Raw genomic sequence first — 18,129 nt, forward strand, 5'->3', positions numbered from 1 at the left:
GGCTCAGGAGACGAGTTCCGCGGCGGCCCCGTTCATGACACTGGCGACGAGGCCGTAGGCCGCCCGCCAGTCACGTTCGAGGTCCTCGTTCCATTCGGTGCCGCTGAAGTAGGCCAGGGTCGCGACGAGGCTGGCTCCAACGGGGACGTAGTGCTCGCCGAGTACTCCGAAGCGGTGGTGCCGCCTTCCGAGGTCCTCCAGGTACGGGATGAGCGTGTCGGGATCGTCGACGGACGACACGATCTTGGAGAGCGCCCCGAGCAGGACCTCGTGCTGCCTGCTCATCCCCGCGGGGAACATCGACCTCAGCCCCGGCTCGGTCGCGAAAAGGTCGGCGTAGAAATATTCAGCGACGTCCACGCCGTTCGCGGCCACCAAGGTAAAATTCTCTTTAAGTTTTCGCGCGTCCATGGGCACCACCTTCCAGGGGATCTCCGTATCGGGCGGGGCGCCGGGAAGGGGAGCCGGAGATCCACGGTGCATATGCGTAGTGGATGGGTGCGGAAGGCACAAGCCCGTCAGCGTCGCCGGTCCGTCACGTTCAGTCGATGAACAACCCGGCTACCGGCACAAATGCCACCGACGCCAAACCGTTATAGGACATAAAAATCAGGCCGGCGCACCTCGAATACGGAACGCCGTTCGATGTACCGATCCAACAAAGAGTGATAGACATTACAACTTTCTAAAATCGACACGTGAGGTAGTGGACGACCGCTAGGCGCACCCCCCCAACCGTCGCGATCGCTCCCGAGGGCCCCGCCGGGACTTGAGCCCGAGCGAAGCGCTACCGACGCCCGCACCGCGCTTCACGCCAACGAAGACCCGCCAGCCCAAGGCAGGAAGCACCACCCCCCTCCGTGCACTCCAACCTCAGCCCACCTCCGCACCCCCCAACAACCTGGGCCCCTGCGATCGCGTCCGAAGGCAGGTTCAAGCGAAGCGAGAACCTGATCGCGCAGCGAGCCGCCAGGCGAGCCAAAGCGATGCAGCGATCGCCCGTGGTGTCACGACGATGGGGGCCCTTCAGGGGCGATGGGGGGCATTGACGCGTCCCCACGGCCCTCAGCCCGCCTCCGTAACCCCGCGACAACCTGGGCCCCTGCGATCGCGTCCGAAGGCAGGTTCAAGCGAAGCGAGAACCTGATCGCGCAGCGAGCCGCCAGGCGAGCCAAAGCGATGCAGCGATCGCCCGTGGTGTCACGACGATGGAGGGCCGCCAGGCCCGAAGGAGGAGTGAACTGCAATCAAGCACGCAGCCGTTGGCTGACTACCTGGGTGACGCCGTCGCCGCGCATGCTGACGCCGTAGAGGGCGTCGGCGCCTTCCATGGTGCGCTTCTGGTGGGTGATCACGATGAGCTGGGACGATTCGCGCAGTTCCTCGAAGACGGTGATGAGCCGTTGGGTGTTGGTGTCGTCCAGGGCGGCCTCGACCTCGTCCAGGACGTAGAACGGCGACGGGCGGGCCTTGAAGACGGCAACGAGGAACGCGATCGCGACGAGGGAGCGTTCACCGCCCGACAGGAGCGACAGCCGTTTGACCTTCTTGCCGGGTGGGCGGGCGGCGACGTCGACGCCGGTGGTGAGCATGTCGCCGGGTTCGGTGAGTGAGAGGCTTCCCTCGCCGCCGGGGAAGAGGCGGGCGAAAATGCGTTCGAATTCGCGGGCGGTGTCCTCGTAGGCGGCGGCGAAGACCTGCTGAACTCGGTCGTCCACCTCTTTGACGAGGCCGAGGAGTTCCCGCTGGGTCTTCTTCAGGTCTTCGAGCTGTGAGGTGAGGAAGGCGTGCCGTTCTTCCAGTGCCGCAAACTCCTCCAGTGCCAGCGGATTGACTTTGCCGAGCTGGTTGAGCTGCCGTTCCGCCACTTTCGCGCGCTTTTCTTGAACGGCTCGGTCGTAGGGGACGGGCTGCGCGTCCTCCCCATTGTCGGCGTCGGGCGGGACGGGCTGGTCGGGCCCGTATTCCGACACCAGGGACTCGACTTCCAGGCCGAACTCGTCCAGGGCCCGCTGTTCCAGCTGTTCCAGGCGAAGCCGCTGCTCGGCGCGGGCGACCTCGTTGCCGTGGACGACGTTGACGAGCCGTTCGAGGGTGGCGGACAGTTCCCGCACCTGTGTCCGGACGACCTTCAGTTCCGCTTCGCGGGCGGCCTTGGCCTGTTCGGCGGCCTCGCGTCGCCGCACGGCCGCGTCCAGGGAGTGGTCGATGCGTGCCAGGGCCGTCCTGGCGCCCCTGAGGACGGCGTCGGCGACCCGGGCCTGTTCTTCGCGGCGGGCGCGGCGCCGTGCGGCGCGGGCCCGTTCCTCGCGTTCCCGTCGCGCGCCGCGTTCGAGCGCGTCGGCGCGGCCCGCGATGGCCTGGACGCGTTCCTCCGCGGTGCGGACCGTCAGCCGCGCCTCCATCTCGACGGCCCGCAGTTCCTGGCAGCGGGCGTTCAACTCGTCGCGGGCCTCGGTGTCGTGCCCGGCCTCGTCGGCGACCTCCGCGGCCTCCTCCGCCTCGGCGAGCCGCATCGCGAGTTCCTCGGCCGCCTCCGTGTCGCGCTCCACGGACTCGTTGGCCGCGTCCAGCGCCTTCGTCAGCCGTTCCGCTTCGCCGCGGGCGGCGCGGACGTCGGCCTCCAGACGCGCGGCACGCTTCGCCTCCTGCGCGGCCTGCGCCTCGAACTCGCGCAGGCGAGCGCGGACGCGGTCCAACTCCGCCTGGGCCTGGTTAACGCTCGACTGCGCTTCGGAGGCCGCGGCTTCGGCCGCCTCGACCGCTGCCTGCGCGGACTGCTCGCGCTCCAGGCGGGCCGTGAGGTCCTCGGCGGCCGCGCCCGCCGCCGTCTCGGCGGCCGCGAGGTCCTCGGTGGCCTCGTCGAGGGTCGCGCGCATCCGCAGGAGACTCTGACCGCCGTCGGCCCCGCCTCCCTGCGCCCAGTGCGCGCCGACGAGTTCCCCGTCGCGGGTGACGGCCCGTAGCGACGGCCGGCCCCGCACAATCGCGGCGGCGGACGGAACGTCGTCGACCACGGCCACATCGCGCAGTAGATGCTCCACGGCCGGACGCAACGTATCCGGCACATGCACCGCGTCGACCGCGTAGTCGACGCCCGGGACGCGGTCCCACGACACGGTCGCCCCGCCGCCGACGAGCAGCCCCGCACGTCCCGCGTCACGGGAACGCAGCAGGGTCAGCGCCGCCTCGGCCGTGTCGAGCGAACCCACGGCGATCGCCTCCGCGGCGTTGCCGAGGGCCGCGGCGACCGCGGTCTCGTATCCGGGACGGACGTTCAGCATCGACGCGACCGTCCCGACAACGCCGTCGAGCGAACCGTCGGACCCCGCCGCCAGCAGGGCCTCCCCGCCATCCGCGGCGCTGGCCAACGTCAGGTTGAGCGCCTCGATCCGCGCCTGCAACGCCGTGACCCGCTTCTGCGCCGCCTGATCGGCCGAACGGGCCGACGCCACCGCCGACCGGGCCTCCTTCAACGCGCGGCGCGGACCGTCCACCGCGGCGCGCGCCGCCTCCGCCGCGTCCTTCGCCACGGCGAGCGCCTCCTGGACCGTCTCATGCTCCGCCGCGAGCACCGGATCCTCCACGACCTCCGCATCGAACGCCTCGAACTCCGCCCGAGCCGACTCCGCCCGCTGCGCGGCCTCCTCCCGCGCGTCGGCGAGCCGCCCGATCTCCGACCGTCCCGCCTGCGCCTTGCTCCGCAACGCCTCCACCCGCCCGCGCAGCCGCGCCAACTCCTCACGGCGATCCGCCGCGGCCCGCGCCGCCGCCTGCAACCGGCGCTCCTCCGCCGCCAGCGCGTCCTCCGCCCCCGACCGCTCCTCGACGGCCCTGGACAGCCCGTCCTGTGCCTCCTCCAACGCCGCCCGCAGCATCTCCTCCTGCTCGCGGACCTCCGCGGCCTCACGCTCCATGTCCTCCGGATCGCGGCCCCGCCGCTCCTCCGCCCGCGCCTCACTCGCGTTCCGATGCCGCTCCGCCGCGAGATCCGCGACACCGCGCAGCCGCTCCTTCAACGCCGACAACCGGAACCACGTGTCCTGAACCTGCGCGAGCCTCGGCGCCTGCTCGGCCTCCTCCGCCTCCAACAGGCCCTCGCGCCCCTGCGCCTCCGCCAGCGCCCGCTCCGTCTCCGCGCGCCGCTCCCGCACCGCCGCCTCGTCCGCGGCCTCCTGCTCCAACCTCGTCCGCAACGTGACCAGATCGTCCGCCAACAACCGCAGCCGCGCGTCCCGCAGATCGGCCTGAATCACGGCCGCCTTCCGCGCGATCTCCGCCTGCCTCCCCAGCGGCTTCAACTGGCGCCGCAGCTCACCGGTCAGATCCTGCACCCGCGTCAGGTTCCCCTGCATCGCGTCCAGCTTCCGGAGCGCCTTCTCCTTCCGCTTCCGATGCTTGAGAACACCCGCCGCCTCCTCGATCACCGCGCGGCGCCCCTCCGGCCCCGAATGCAGGACGCGATCCAACTGCCCCTGCCCGATGATCACGTGCATCTCGCGGCCGATGCCCGAATCCGACAACAACTCCTGAATGTCCAACAGCCGACACGAATCCCCGTTGATCGCGTACTCGCTGGACCCCGACCGGAACATCAACCGGCTGATCGTGACCTCGGTGTAGTCGATCGGCAGCGCCCCGTCCGAATTGTCGATCGTCAACACGACCTCGGCGCGGCCCAACGGCGCCCGACTCGCCGTCCCGGCGAAGATGACATCCTCCATCTTGCCGCCACGCAACGACTTCGCGCCCTGCTCCCCCATCACCCAGGCCAACGCGTCCACCACGTTCGACTTGCCCGACCCGTTCGGCCCCACCACCGCCGTGATCCCCGGCTCGAACTTCAACGTCGTCGACGACGCGAAGGACTTGAAGCCGCGCAACGTCAGATTCTTCAGATACACGCGCTCCCCGTCCCCCTCCACGACCGGCCGACAACATCCGTCGGAACGATACTGTGTTTATTGCAGATCACTCCTCCTTCGGGCCTGGCGGCCCTCCATCGTCGTGAACTGCGGTGCGATCGCTGGCATCGCTCCGGCTCGCCTAGCGGCTCGCTGCGCGATCAGGTTCTCGCTTCGCTTGAACCTGCCTTCGGACGCGATCGCAGTGGCCCAGGTTGTCGCGGGGTTGCGGAGGCGGGGCTGAGGGCCGTGGGGACGTGTCAGAGCACTCCTTCATCGGCCCTGCCGGGCCCCCAGCGTCATGCACCGCGGGCGATCACTGGCATCCGCTTCGGCTCGCCTTGCGGCTCGCTGCGCGATCAGGTTCTCGCTTCGCTCGCACCTGCCTTCGGACGCGATCGCAGTGGCCCAGGCTGTCGCGGGGTTACGGAGGCGGGCTGAGGGCCATGGGGACGCGTCAGAGCACTCCTCCATCCGTCCTGCCGGGCCCCAGCGTCGTGAACTGCGGTGCGATCACTGGCATCCGCTCCGACTCGCCTTGCGGCTCGCTGCGCGATCAGGTTCTCGCTTCGCTTGAACCTGCCTTCGGACGCGATCGCAGTGGCCCAGGTTGTCGCGGGATTACGGAGGCGGGCTGAGGGCCGTGGGGACGTGTCAGAGCACTCCCCCTTCGGCCCTGACCGGCCTTTGACGTCGGGCACCACGGGCGATCACTGGCATCCGCTTCGGGCGCGATCGCAGGGGTCGAGGTTGTTGCGGGGTTGCGGAGGTGCGCTCCGGGCTCGACCTGGTGGGTCTTACGTCGAGGAGTGCGGTGCGATCGTTGGCGTCGCTTCGTTGGAGTTGCCATTGGGGGCGATCGCGGGTTTGGCGTTCGGGGGATTGGCAGGGGGCGAAGCCGGTGGGGGGACGCGCCAAAACTTGGGGAGGTTTGACCTAATTTTTGCGGTGTGGGTTGCGGGGTTGGGGAAATGGCGGATGTCCCCGGTTGGGGTATTTCGTGGGGGCGTGACGATTTGGTCGGGTCACGCGCAGGCGACCGCGGCGCCGGGGCTACGGAGACCGTGGCTGCGGCGAGAGGATCGCCTGCGTCGTGACGGGGGCCAGGGGGTCGTTCCCCTGGGGGAATGCGTTAGGGACGCCAGATGGCGGCGTCCCTGTCCACTCTGAGAATGAGGCGCCGATCAGGTCAGCGCCGGTTCACGGTCCTTCACCGCGAGCGACATCACATCGTCGTCTGCCGCCGTCGCCAGCGCGTCGTTCTCCGCCTGGAGCCGTACGAGCTCGGCTTCCAGATCACGTACGCGCTGCTGAAGGCGCCGCATCTCCGCGACCATCCGGGGGTCGGGACCGCCGACGTGGCCGAGTAGAGCCTTCGCCATGACTAAGGGTCCTCCACGCTGAGTAACCAGCAGGGATCGCGCACGAGAAACCGCTGAAGTTCGGTGCGCGTATCGTCTAGAGTCGCACCGGCCGGTGTCCTGGTCAAGCCGCACATCACAGGCCGGTAACAACCTTCCAGCTCTAGTTTAGCAGGTGTAAACCAGGACTCCCTACCCCATCAGCGTTCCTGGAAACCGTCGGCCTCGCCGCGGGGTTCGCTCCAGCGTTCGACGACGCCCGTGACCGTGCCGGGACGGGGTGGCCCGGCGGCGTCGCCGTTCAGGAGGGCGAGGAGTCGGTGGCACTTGTCCCGGGGCCCCTCGGCGACGACCTCGACGCGTCCGTCGGCCAGGTTGGTGGCGCTGCCGGCGAGCCCGAGCTCCAGGGCGCGGGCCCGTACCCACCAGCGAAAACCGACGCCCTGGACATGGCCGCGCACCCAGACCGTCAGCCGTACCGTATCCATCTCTCCCCAATCCGGTCATCGGCGCTCCAGGGCCCGTTTCGACGTGACCTCAGCCCGCGCCGAACGCGTTACCCGCCCGGTGCAGCGAAGCCGAAGGCGAGCGGAGCCGGGCGGATCGCGAAGCGATGTCGCGTTCGCCCCAGGAACGGTCACGCAGCGAGCCGCCAGGCGAGCGAAGTGGGCCGTTCCTGCAATAAATACAGCCTAGTAGCGTGCCCGGCGGGGGCGTGGCTGGCATACGGGGCAACTGTAGGACGAACGGTTCATGAACTCGTCGCGGCGGATGGGTGTGCCGCAGCGGCGGCATGGTTCGTCCCGGCGGCCGTAGGCGTCGAGGGAGCGTTCGAAGTAGCCGCTCTCGCCGTTCACGTTGACGTAGAGGCTGTCGAAGCTCGTGCCGCCGACCGCGAGGGCGGCGGACATGACCTCGCGTGCGGCCTCCAGGACGCGTGCCGCCTCCGCCCGTGTCAGCGTCTCGGTCGGACGGGCCCAGTGCAGCCGGGCCCGCCACAGCGCCTCGTCGGCGTAGATGTTGCCGACGCCGCTGATCAGTGACTGGTCGAGCAGGGCCCGTTTGATCCCGGTCCGGCGGCGGCGGAGGGCGCGGAAGAACGCCTCCGCGTCGAAGGCGTCCTCCAGCGGGTCGGCGGCGATGTGCAGGATCGGTTCCGGGACGAGCCCGCCGTCGACCTTGTCCGGTGCCAGGTCGGTGACCATGAGGTGGCCGAAGGTCCGCTGGTCGACGAAGCGCAGGTCGAAGCCGCCGTCGGCGAAGACGATCCGGACCCGGAGGTGCTTCTCGGGGGCCCGGTCGGGCTCGCCGACGAGCAGTTGCCCGCTCATGCCGAGGTGGGTGAGGAGTGCCTCCTCCGGCGGTCCGCCGCCGGAGGAGGCCAGGGGCAGCCACAGGTACTTGCCGCGGCGGCGCGGGGCGAGGACGGTGCGGCCGGCGAGGCGGCCGGCGAAGTCGGCGGGGCCGGCCTCGTGGCGGCGCACCGCTCTCGGGTGCAGGACCTCGGCGGAGGCGATGGGGCGGTTCGTGGTGAAGCGGTCCAGGCCGCGGCGGACGACCTCGACCTCGGGCAGCTCAGGCACCGGCCTGGGCCGCCTCGCCGGCCTCGCGCTGGACGACGATCGCCCGGATCGCGGTCCAGGCGGCCTCCGCGGCGTGCTGCTCGGCCTCCTTCTTGCTGCGGCCCTCACCGGACCCGTACGTGCGGCCGCCGACCCGCACGGAGGCGCGGAACGTCTTCTGGTGGTCTGGGCCGCTCTCGGCGACGTGGTACTCGGGGACGCCGAGCTCCTCCACCGCCGTCAACTCCTGGAGCGAGGTCTTCCAGTCCAGCCCCGCGCCGAGGCCCGCCGAACGGGCGATCAGCGCGTCGAAGAGCCGGTGCACCAGCGCGGACGCCTCGTCCAGCCCGCGGTCGAGGTACACGGCGCCGATCAGCGCCTCCAGCGTGTCGGCGAGGATGGAGGCCTTGTCGCGGCCTCCGGTGCCCTCCTCGCCGCGGCCGAGCCGGATGTGGGCGCCGACGCCGAGGCCGCGGGCGACCCCGGCGAGGGCCCTCATGTTGACGACGGCGGCGCGCAGCTTGGCGAGCTGCCCTTCGGGCAGGTCGGGGTGGCCGCGGAACAGGGTGTCGGTGACGACCAGGCCCAGCACCGAGTCGCCGAGGAACTCCAGGCGCTCGTTGGTGGGCAGGCCGCCGTTCTCGTAGGCGTACGAACGGTGCGTCAACGCCCGTTCGAGCAGTTCGTCGCTCACTTCGACGCCGAGGGCGTCGGTCAGTTCGGTGCGATCCGGAGCGGGATCGCTCTTCTTGCCGCTCACGGGCCCTCCTCGCAGGCCGTGCACCGCCCATGGGGACGGTCGCGTCGATGGCGCGCGGCCGGGCGGCCGGATCGGCGAGGACGCACGGCGGGGAGGGGTCCGCGAAGACGAGGTGCGCGCCGGTAGGCAAATCCCGGCGTGCACCACGGCTCCGGGCGCAGTGAACGAGGTTCAGTCTCCGCGCCGGTCACCACGCCGACATCGTCGCGCCGGGGTGGTCGGGTGCCTGTCCTGCCGCATCGGGGGGCGGTAGCGCGCCTACGCGCGTATCCGCCCCCCAGGATGCGAGAAGTCTCAGGACGCCGGTTCGATGACCTGCCTCCGGTTGTAGGTGCCGCAGGTCGCGCACGCGGTGTGCGGCAGCTTGGGGTCGCGGCACGTCGGGCACTCGACCAGGTTGGGCGCCGCGGTCTTCCACTGCGCACGCCGGTGCCGCGTGTTGCTGCGCGACTTCTTCCGCTTCGGGACGGCCACGTCAGCCCTCCTGCTTTCGTTCTCGTCGGTCGAATGGTCGACGGGAGCCTGTGTCGCTCCCGTCCCCCCGGTTCGGGGGAGCCGGCGCCGTGTCGCCGCCGAGGCCCCGCAGCGCCGTCCACCGGGGGTCGACGGCGTCGTCGTGGTGGTGGCCGGGTTCGGCGTCCGCCAGCCGCGCACCGCAGTCCGGGCACAGGCCCGGACAGTCGTCCCGGCACAGCGGGGACAGCGGCAGCGCGAGCACCACCGCGTCCCGCAGGACGGGTTCGAGGTCGATCAGGTCGCCCTCGAGGCGGAGCTCGTCGTCGTCGGCGTTCCCGCCGGAACGGGTGTCGTCGTAGACGAAGAGCTCCTGGAACTCCGCCTCGAAGGTCGAGGCGATCGGGTCGAGGCAGCGGGCGCACTCCCCCCGGAGGGGGACGGTCGCCGTGCCGGTGACGAGCACCCCTTCGAGGACCGCTTCGAGCCGGAGGTCCAGCTCGATCGCGGCGCCCTCGGGGACGCCCACCATCTCGACGCCGAAGTTCTCGGGTGCCGGCACGGACAGGCGCTCCTCCCGCGACGACCCGGGTTGCCTGCCCAGGGCTCGGGAGTCGAGCACGAGAGGGGCGGTCGGGTCGAGGCGGGTCAGCGGATTCCTGCTTTCGTGAGGCATGAGAACGACGGCCACGGTGATGGCCGATGTCTCAGGGTACCGAAGACCTGGCCGTCGCCCCAACTCGCGGGCCCGCCACCAGGGCCGGTCGCCGGTGCGTGGTCCCGTCCTCGCGGGGCGTCAGTCCCCCGTGAGCCGTTCGACGAGCCGGTCGTGGACGATGTCGGGGACGAGGCCGGAGATGTCCCCGCCGAACTTCACGACCTCCTTCATCAGGCTCGACGACAGGAACGCGTACTCGGGGTTCGTCGCCATGAACAGGGTCTCCACCCCGGCGATGCGGTGGTTCATCTGGGCCATCTGCAACTCGTACTCGTAGTCGCTGACGGCCCGGAGCCCCCGGACGATCACCGGGATGCCCTGGTTGCGGCAGTAGTCGACGGTGAGGCCGTAGAACGTGTCGACCGTGACGTTGCCGTACTCCTTGGTGACCTCGGTGATCATGTCGGCGCGCTCGTCGACGGTGAACAGGCTCTTCTTGCTCTTGTTGATCAGCACGGCGACGACCACCTCGTCGTAGAGGCGGGAGGCGCGGCTGATGATGTCGAGATGACCGTTGGTGACGGGGTCGAACGATCCCGGACAGACGACACGGCGCACGGCGCGAACCCCCTCGGTCCCGTTTTTCCGGCCTGCGGCGCGAAAGTACCAAATCGCGTTCGGAGTCGGTTCAGCCGGGTCCGGAGGTCACTACCCTCCGTTTCCCAGCGCGTCGATGATCCTCGCGGCGATCGGGCCGGACTCGATGCCGTATCCGGGCGCCTCGGTCATCACCGCGACCGCGTATCTCGGGTCGTCGCGGGGGCCGACGCCGATGAACCAGCGGTCGTTGTAGGCGGCGCCCTCGACGTCGGCGGTTCCGGTCTTGCCGCCGAGGATGGACGTTCCCCGCAGTGACCTGCCGGTGCCCCGGTCGACGACGGCCTTCATCATGTCCAGCATCTGGTCGGCCTGGTCGCCGGTCAGTGGCTTCGACAGCCGTCGCGGGGAGATGTCGTCCACCGTCCTCCCCCTCGGGGAGCGGAGCCTGTCGACGAGATGCGGTCTCATGACCACGCCGTCGTTGAGGACGGCGGCGGCGACCATGGCCATCTGGAGCGGCGAGGCGACCGTGCTGCCCTGCCCGATGGAGCCGAGCGCGCTGAGCGACGGCTGGTCGGTCTCGGGGAAGCCACTGGCGGTGCCGCGCACCCCGTCGGCGTACTCGATCCGGTCACCGAACCCGAACCGCGCGGCCTCCTCGTGGACGGCGCCGTTGCCAGGTTCCTCCCCGCCCATGTAGGCGAACGTGGTGTTGCACGACTGGGCGAACGCCTCGATGAGCGGGATGCTGCTCAGGTCGCACGATCCGCCGATGTCGCCCGCGTCGTTGTTGATGGCCTGTCCGGCGCCCGGTGGCCGGTAGCTGCGGCCGGCCCTGACGGGGGTGTCCGCGCTCGCCCCGGCCTTCAGGGCGGCCGCGGCGACGACGGCCTTGAACGTGGAGCCGGGCGGGAACAGCTCGTTCGTCGCCTTGTTGAGCAGGGGTTTCAACGGCTGGTCGTTGAGGCGTTCGAACGCCGCCTGCGCCCTCTCGCGGTCGAGGGTGGAGACGTCGTCGGGATCGTAGGACGGCGTGGACGCCATCACCAGGATCGCGCCGGTGTCGGCGTCGAGCGCGACGGCGGCCGCGCGACGGGCGCCCGCGCTCCGCAGCGCGTCGTAGGCGACGCGCTGCGCCCCGACGTCGACGGTGGCCTCGACGGTGCCGCCCGGGACGGGCCTGCCGATGAGCTTGTCGACGAGGTTGGACGTGGCGAGCCGGTCGTCGGTCCCGTCGAGGAAGTGGTTCTCGGCCTCCTCAAGTCCGGTCTGGGAGAACACGGAGAAGTAGCCGGTGACGGGCGCGAACGCCGGGCCGTCCTTGTAGCGGCGGCGGTAACGCTCGTCGTCGATCTTCTCCGACCAGGCGAGACGTTCGCCGTCCGCCACGATGGGACCCCGTTCGATCTTGAAACGGTCGTCGAGCCGGCGGGCGTTGTTCGGGTCGTCCCGCAGGTTCTGGGCCTCGAACCCCTGGACGTAGGTGATGTTCGCCATGAGCGCGATCAGCAGCACGAGGGTGAGGAGCCAAGCACGCCCAACGGCACGGTCGATGCCGGGCCTCATGCGATGGCATCTACCCGGATGCCGGTGCTCTCAACGGCCGGTGGCGCGCCCGTACCAGAACACTGCCTCCCCGTAACGCCGGTCGCGTTCGGGTTCGTAGCCGTCGGGCCAGCGCAGCGCCGGGCCGCGGGCGGCGCGTTCCACGACGACCAGCGCGTCCGGGGCCGTCCAGGCGTGGTCGCGCAGGTCCTCCAGGAGGGTGGTGACGGACGCGTCGTCCAGCGCGTACGGCGGGTCGGCGAAGACCAGGTCATAAGGGCCGTCCGGCGGCGGTTGGCGGACGACGCGCTCGACCTTGCCCGCGCACGGGACTGCGCCGGGCAGCCCGAGGTCCTCGGCGTTCTTCCGGACGACCCGGATCGCACGCGGATGCGACTCGACGAGCAGCGCGTGCGCGGCGCCGCGTGACAGCGCTTCCAGGCCGACCGCGCCGGATCCGGCGTACAGGTCGGCGACGCGCAGCCCGTCCAGCGGGCCGAGCAGCGCCAGGACCGTGGCGAACAGGCCTTCCCGGGCGCGGTCGCTGGTCGGTCTGGTGTCCCGTCCCGGTGGGACGGCCAGCCGCCGTCCTCCCGCGCTGCCCGCGATGACCCTGGTCATCCCCCCAGTATCGCGGCAGCGCGGCGCGGCGGGTCCGGGCGCACGACACGCCCCAAGAGTGCACAACCTGACCAGGGGTGTCTTGTGAAACAAGACCTAAATGATCCGATACCGGTTCACAGTCGACTACTGGACGTGCCAACGTGATCGCAGGTTGCAGCCGATCCCCTCAGGAGCATCAGTGCATCACGGTAGGAGATTGGCGGTGACGGCCGGCGCCACGGTTCTCGGCATCGCCGCCATGAGCGGCGTTTCGCACGCCGAGACCTCCCGGCCCTCCGCCAAGAAGTCGCCGCGGACGGAAAGGCCCGCGTCCCTGCTCGACCTCGACCTAAGCCCCACGGCGAGTTACGACAAGCCGACCAGAACGGCGACCGTGAACCTTGATGTCGGGCTGCGCGTCGGCTCCCGGGACGACGGGGTGAACGTCCGGCTGCGCACGGGTGTGAGCGCCTCGCCGGGCGGTGGCGGGCTCGTCCGCGCGAAGGCCAAGGTCGGAGCCTCGGTGAACCCCGGCGGTACCGCGCCGCCGTCGGTGGACGTGGCGGCGAACGCGTGCGTCGGTGGTTGCGCGGCCCCGACGCCCCCCACACCGCCGACTCCCCCGATTCCGCCGACGCCCCCCACTCCGCCGGTTCCGCCTCCGCCGCCGGCACCGCCCGGTCCGGTGCCGCCGAACGCCCAGCCACCGGCGTCGCCGCTGCTGCCGCGGCTTCCGTCCGCGCCGATGGGACCGGGCGCGACGGCGGTCGGCGAGTTCACGCCGCCGAGGGGCCTACCGTTCACCGGAACGGACGCGCTACCGCTGCTCGCGCTCGGCATCACCGCCCTGGCCGCAGGCAGCGCCGCCGTCGCCGCGACCCGCAGACGCGACACCCGCGAATCCTGAACCGCCCGTGGAAGGGGCGCCCCCCGACCGGGGCACCCCTTCCGAGCGGAGACACCTACAACAGCCCCCTCAACGACGCGCCACCGCCGGTCACACTCGACACCACCGCCTTCGCCGCGGGCAGCGCCGCCGTCGCCGCGACCCGCAGACGCAACACCCGCGAGTGGTGAACCGCCCGTGGAAGGGGGCCTTGCCGACCGGGGCGCCATTGAAAGCGCCTGGACGGTTTCCTAGAGGTTCTCGGAGGCCGCGATGGTCCAGCGGCCGTCCGAGCGTCGCAGGTGCAGTCGGTGGACGGTGACGCGGTTCTGGTCGGTGCAGCCGCCCTTACAGGCGCCGAGCGTCACCAGCGCCGTCACGCGGTCCGGCCGCCCGGCCGGGCGCAGGCCGATCTCCACGGGGGTTCCGGACGCGACGGACGGGGCGCGCGTCACGGCGTCCAGCGCCTCGTGTGCCTGCGGGCCGGGCCAGGTCGCGCCCGTCAGGTCGGCGCGGGGTGAGGCCGCCTTCAGCGAGTACAGGCTGTCGAGCAGCCAGGTGCCGCCCTGCCTGACCATGGTCGCCCGCATCGGGTTCTGAAGGCGGGTCGGGTCGGCGTCCGCCGCGCGGACCGTTCGCTTGACGTACGACGTGACGACGACCCGGCCGGACGAGGCCGCCACCACGGCCGAGTCGACGATCTCCGTGGTGACCGAGCCCTTCTTGGCCTTCACCTCTTCGCGGTACTCGCGGGTGGCGAGCTGCCGGTCGTACTCGGCCCCGTAGCGGGGCGTCGCCACGCGGTGCGCGGCCTGTACGTTCTCGTCGAGCGTCACGTGGTCGAAGCTCAGGACCGTCCGGACCGCCTGCGCTGCGGGTTCCACGACCGCCGCCGCCACGGCGGGCGGCGCGGCCGAGGCGATGTCCGCCTCCGCGGACTTCTCCGGCGAGCCGTGCGACAGGAGTGCCCACGCCGCGCCGCCCACGCCGAGCACGAGCAGGGCCGCCGCGGCGGCCGCGACGACGGCGGGCCCGCGGCGGCGCGGCGGGACGGTCGGCGGCGGGCGTCCGGGGCCGAACCCGTCGGAATCCGTCCGGGGCGGGTGATCGACCCTTCCCACGGTCGGCGGCGCGGGCGACGGCGTCCTCGGGTCGCCCGCGAACCGGGCGCCTGTGCTCAGCGTCCGCTCCTCGCCACCGAAGCCGCCCGCCTCGGCCACGTGGACGTTCGCGGCGCCGCCGCCGAGGAGGTCCAGCAGCACCCGCTGCGCCTCCGGGCGCCTCGCCGGGTCCTTGGCCAGGCACGACGCGACCACGCCGCGCAGCGTCTCCGGCAGCGCCGACAGGTCGGGCTCGTAGTTCAGGATCCGGTGGAACACGGCGGAGATCGTGTCGTTGCCGAACGGGTGCCGTCCCGTCGCCGCGAACAGCATCGTCGCCGCCCACGTGAACAGGTCCACGCCCGTGCCGAGCTCGGTGTCGTTGACCTGCTCGGGCGCCATGTACGACGGCGTCCCCATCACGCCGCTGCCCCTCGCCGCCGACGTGCCGACGACACGGGCGATGCCGAAGTCGATGACGCGCGGCCCGTCCGGCCCCATCAGCACGTTGGACGGTTTGAAGTCGCGGTGCAGGATCCCCGCGCGGTGGATCGCCGCCAGCGCCGTCACGGTCCCGATCGCGAGCCGGTCGAGGTCGGTGCCGGTCCGCGGGCCCTTCGCGTTCACCAGGCCGCTCAGCGACGGCCCCGGCACGTACTCGCTGACGACGTAGGGTCGGTCACCGGAGACGTCGGCGTCCAGGACCTGCGCGGTGCAGAACCCCGCCACCCGGCCGATCATGCTCATCTCCCGCTCGAACCGCGCCCGCCACTCCGGGTCACGGCTGAACCGGTCGCGCAGCAGCTTCACCGCCGCCTGCCCGCCGTCGTCCCGGCGCCCCAGATAGACGACGCTCTGCCCGCCCTCACCGAGCCGGCCGACCAACTCGTACCGCCCGAGCCGCGCCGGGTCGCCGGGCAGCAGGGGGCCAACGGCCGTCATGGGAGCTCCTCCGTCGCGTACGAGATCCGCCACGGAACCTGTACCCGCCCGCGCCCCGCACGGTCACTTACTTTGGTGTCGGGAGTTGTAGGGAGTTGTCGGCTCGTCCGCTCAGGTCTTCTCCAGGAAGTCGGCGCGGTCCTCGTCCAGGAGCGAGGCGAGGACGGTGGCGAGGCCGGGATGTTCGGACAGGTCGGGGTCGGCCTCGACGAGGGCCGTGGCCTCCTCGCGGGCGTCGCGGATCACGTCCTCGTCCCGTTGCAGGGTGAGCAGCCGGAGGCTGGACGTGCGGCCCGCCTGCGCGGCGCCGAGGACGTCGCCCTCGCGGCGCTGCTCCAGGTCGAGGCGCGACAGCCGGAACCCGTCGGTGGTGGACGCGACCGCGTCGAGGCGCTCGCGGGCCTTGCTGCCCGGTTCGGCGTCGGTGACCAGGAGGCACAGGCCCTGGAGGGAGCCGCGCCCGACGCGTCCGCGCAGCTGGTGGAGCTGGGAGACGCCGAACCGGTCCGCGTCCATGATCACCATGACGGTGGCGTTGGGCACGTCAACGCCGACCTCGATGACCGTGGTGGCGAGCAGGACGTCCAGCTCCCGGCCGGTGAAGCGGCGCATGACCGCGTCCTTCTCGTCGGGGTGCAGCTTGCCGTGCAGCACGCCGATGCGCAGCCCGGCGAGCAGCTCCTCCAGCTTCGGGAGCACCTCCATGATCCCCAGCGGGGAGCGGCGCCCCTCCCCCGCCTGGGGATCGTCGGACGCGATGGCGTCGCCCTCGTCGCCCTCCTGCTCGCCGATGCGCGGGCAGACGATGTAGATCTGGCGTCCCTTCGCCGCCTCCTCCTTGATGCGCTCCCATGTCCGGGCGAGGAACGCGGGCTTCTCGGGCGGCACCACATGGGTCTGGATCTGCGAGCGGCCCGCCGGGAGCTGCCCGAGCACGGACGTCTCCAGGTCGCCGAACACCGTCATCGCCACCGTGCGCGGGATCGGCGTCGCGGTCATGACCAGGACGTGCGGGCGCCCGCCGGCGGTCTTCTCGCGCAGCGCGTCCCGCTGCTCGACGCCGAACCGGTGCTGCTCGTCCACGACGACGAGGCCGAGGTCGGCGAACTGGACGCTCTCCTGGAGGAGCGCGTGGGTGCCGACGACGATCCCGGCGGCGCCGGACGCCGCGTCCAGCAGCGCCTCCTTGCGCGCCTTCGCCCCCTGCGACCCGGTGAGCAGCGCCACCCGGGTCGCGTTCTCGGCGCCGCCGATCTGCCCGGCCTGGGCGAGGTCGCCGAGCATTCCGGTGATCGACCGGTGGTGCTGCTGGGCGAGGACCTCGGTGGGCGCCAGCAGGGCCGCCTGGCCCCCGCCGTCCACCACCTGCAACATCGCCCGCAGCGCGACGACCGTCTTCCCGGCGCCGACGTCGCCCTGGAGGAGGCGGTGCATGGGGTGTTCGAGGGCGAGGTCGGCGGCGATCTCGTCGCCGACCTGCCGCTGGCCCTCGGTGAGCTCGAACGGCAGGCGCGCGTCGAACTCCGCCTGGACGCCGCCGAAGGACGGTGGGCGCGGCGTGGCCGGGAGCGCGGCGGCGGCGCGGCGGCGCTGCGCCAGGGCGACCTGGATCACGAACGCCTCGTCCCACTTCAGGCGCTTGCGCGCACGGCCCAGCTCGTCCCAGCCGCGCGGTCGGTGGATGCCCTCGTACGCCGCGCGCAGGCCGATCAGGTCACGGCGGCGCAGCAGTTCCTCGGGCATCGGGTCGGCGGGCAGGCTCAGCTGGTCGAGGACGGTGCCGACCGACGTGCCGATCGTCTCGATCGGCAGGGCCTTGGTCGACGGATAGATCGGGATGATCTCGTCGGCCCACTCCTGCGCGGCCTGCTCGGCGGCGCCCTTCTCGTGGACGACCTTGTACTGCGGGTGGGCGAGCTGCCGGACCGCCCTGCCGCTCCGCGGCCGATAGGTGCTGATCTTCCCGGCGAACAGGCCGCGGGTGCCGGGCGCCAGTTCCTTCTCCGGACGGTAGGAGCCCTTGCGCCCGAAGAAGCTGAGCTGGAGCAGCCCGGTCCCGTCGGTGACGGTGATCTCCAGGACGTAGCCGGGGTTGCGGGTGAGGGTGCGGCCCTGGACCTTCACGACCTCCGCCATGACGGTGACGTGCTCGCCGTCCTCCAGGCTGCTGAGCTGCGTCAACTCGCCGCGGTGCGCGTAGCGGCGCGGGTAGTGGTGCAGGAGGTCGCCGACGGTGTGCAGGTCGAGGCCCTTCTCCAGGACCTTGGCCGTCTTGTCGCCGAGGACCTTGCGCAACGGCTCGTCGAGGTTCGCCACGCTGTCTTTTCTAGCCGATGGGCCCGACGGGCATCACGTGATGCCGTCGAGCCGCGCCCGGTCGCCCGTCCGGCGGGCTGATTCGCCTCCTCGGCGGGCTGTCGGCTACTCTGATCCGTGCGCCTCGTCCGAGGTGTTCGTCAGTGAGCACCCATGATGCCCGTCCCGCCCGCGGCGGTGTCCGGGTGGCGCTCCGGTCAGAGTTTCGACACCACTTGGAGTTTCCGTGGCTTCCGTCTGCGACGTCTGCGGCAAGGGACCCGGTTTCGGCATGCGCGTCTCCCACTCGCACCGCCGCACCCCGCGCCGCTGGAACCCCAACATCCAGCGGGTGCGCGCCGTCGTGAACGGCAGCACCAAGCGGATCAACGCCTGCACCTCCTGCATCAAGGCCGGGAAGGTCGCCAAGCCGACCGTCTGAACGCGCCTGGATCGCACC

The 18,129-nt window shown here is 71.4% G+C and carries 15 protein-coding genes; 2 read left to right on the plus strand and 13 right to left on the minus strand.

The features are described from left to right. Positions 1-3: 3 nt before the first annotated feature. The 11 genes from D0T12_RS12255 to rsmD all read right to left on the minus strand — a co-directional run bounded on the left by D0T12_RS12255 (position 4) and on the right by rsmD (position 12,464). Positions 4-411 carry a globin domain-containing protein gene (locus tag D0T12_RS12255; RefSeq protein WP_158581478.1) on the minus strand — a complete coding sequence of 136 codons (408 nt, stop codon included), beginning with the start codon at positions 409-411 and terminating at the stop codon, positions 4-6. An 836-nt stretch (positions 412-1,247) separates the two neighbouring features. Continuing rightward, on the minus strand, positions 1,248-4,904 hold the full coding sequence (smc, locus tag D0T12_RS12260; protein WP_117399790.1) for a chromosome segregation protein SMC: 3,657 nt from the start codon (positions 4,902-4,904) through the stop codon (positions 1,248-1,250). A 1,184-nt stretch (positions 4,905-6,088) separates the two neighbouring features. Then, positions 6,089-6,286: a hypothetical protein gene (locus D0T12_RS12265; RefSeq protein WP_067883924.1), complete on the minus strand. Its 198-nt coding sequence runs from the start codon at positions 6,284-6,286 to the stop codon at positions 6,089-6,091. Between the two features lie 179 nt (positions 6,287-6,465). After that, positions 6,466-6,753, minus strand: coding sequence for an acylphosphatase (locus tag D0T12_RS12270; protein ID WP_117399610.1), 288 nt, complete (start codon positions 6,751-6,753; stop codon positions 6,466-6,468). Positions 6,754-6,957: 204 nt separating this feature from the next. Beyond that, on the minus strand, positions 6,958-7,848 hold the full coding sequence (mutM, locus tag D0T12_RS12275; RefSeq protein WP_117399611.1) for a bifunctional DNA-formamidopyrimidine glycosylase/DNA-(apurinic or apyrimidinic site) lyase: 891 nt from the start codon (positions 7,846-7,848) through the stop codon (positions 6,958-6,960). Further along, complete coding sequence (gene rnc / locus D0T12_RS12280) at positions 7,841-8,587, minus strand: ribonuclease III (protein ID WP_117399612.1); 747 nt, start codon at positions 8,585-8,587, stop codon at positions 7,841-7,843. The genes mutM and rnc overlap by 8 nt, the downstream gene beginning before the upstream one ends. A 294-nt stretch (positions 8,588-8,881) precedes the next feature. Further along, the gene (gene rpmF / locus D0T12_RS12285) at positions 8,882-9,061 is read right to left on the minus strand and encodes a 50S ribosomal protein L32 (RefSeq protein WP_117399613.1); all 180 of its coding nucleotides are present in this window, start codon (positions 9,059-9,061) and stop codon (positions 8,882-8,884) included. Between the two features lies 1 nt (position 9,062). Continuing rightward, on the minus strand, positions 9,063-9,716 hold the full coding sequence (locus D0T12_RS12290) for a YceD family protein (RefSeq protein WP_117399791.1): 654 nt from the start codon (positions 9,714-9,716) through the stop codon (positions 9,063-9,065). Between the two features lie 120 nt (positions 9,717-9,836). Further along, positions 9,837-10,316 (minus strand): pantetheine-phosphate adenylyltransferase, encoded by a 480-nt coding sequence (gene coaD, locus D0T12_RS12295; RefSeq protein ID WP_117399614.1) that lies wholly within the window; start codon positions 10,314-10,316, stop codon positions 9,837-9,839. Positions 10,317-10,406: 90 nt separating this feature from the next. Further along, positions 10,407-11,864 (minus strand): penicillin-binding transpeptidase domain-containing protein, encoded by a 1,458-nt coding sequence (locus D0T12_RS12300; protein ID WP_117399615.1) that lies wholly within the window; start codon positions 11,862-11,864, stop codon positions 10,407-10,409. Between the two features lie 30 nt (positions 11,865-11,894). Further along, positions 11,895-12,464, minus strand: a complete 570-nt coding sequence (gene rsmD / locus D0T12_RS12305) for a 16S rRNA (guanine(966)-N(2))-methyltransferase RsmD (protein ID WP_117399616.1) — start codon at positions 12,462-12,464, stop codon at positions 11,895-11,897. A gap of 205 nt (positions 12,465-12,669) precedes the next feature. Here rsmD and D0T12_RS35895 point away from each other — a divergent pair, with 205 nt between their 5' ends. Then, positions 12,670-13,353, plus strand: a complete 684-nt coding sequence (locus D0T12_RS35895) for a hypothetical protein (RefSeq protein WP_117399617.1) — start codon at positions 12,670-12,672, stop codon at positions 13,351-13,353. Positions 13,354-13,583: 230 nt separating this feature from the next. Here the strand turns inward: D0T12_RS35895 and D0T12_RS12315 are convergent, their stop codons facing one another. Next, positions 13,584-15,374, minus strand: a complete 1,791-nt coding sequence (locus tag D0T12_RS12315; protein WP_117399618.1) for a serine/threonine-protein kinase — start codon at positions 15,372-15,374, stop codon at positions 13,584-13,586. Between the two features lie 111 nt (positions 15,375-15,485). Then, positions 15,486-17,690: an ATP-dependent DNA helicase RecG gene (gene recG / locus D0T12_RS12320; RefSeq protein ID WP_117399619.1), complete on the minus strand. Its 2,205-nt coding sequence runs from the start codon at positions 17,688-17,690 to the stop codon at positions 15,486-15,488. Positions 17,691-17,916: 226 nt separating this feature from the next. On the opposite strand from recG, the gene rpmB reads away from it, so the two are divergent. Then, positions 17,917-18,111: a 50S ribosomal protein L28 gene (rpmB, locus tag D0T12_RS12325; protein WP_117399620.1), complete on the plus strand. Its 195-nt coding sequence runs from the start codon at positions 17,917-17,919 to the stop codon at positions 18,109-18,111. Positions 18,112-18,129 lie beyond the last annotated feature (18 nt).

It is taken from the genome of Actinomadura spongiicola, assembly GCF_003432485.1.
GTDB classification, from domain to species: Bacteria; Actinomycetota; Actinomycetes; order Streptosporangiales; family Streptosporangiaceae; genus Spirillospora; species Spirillospora spongiicola.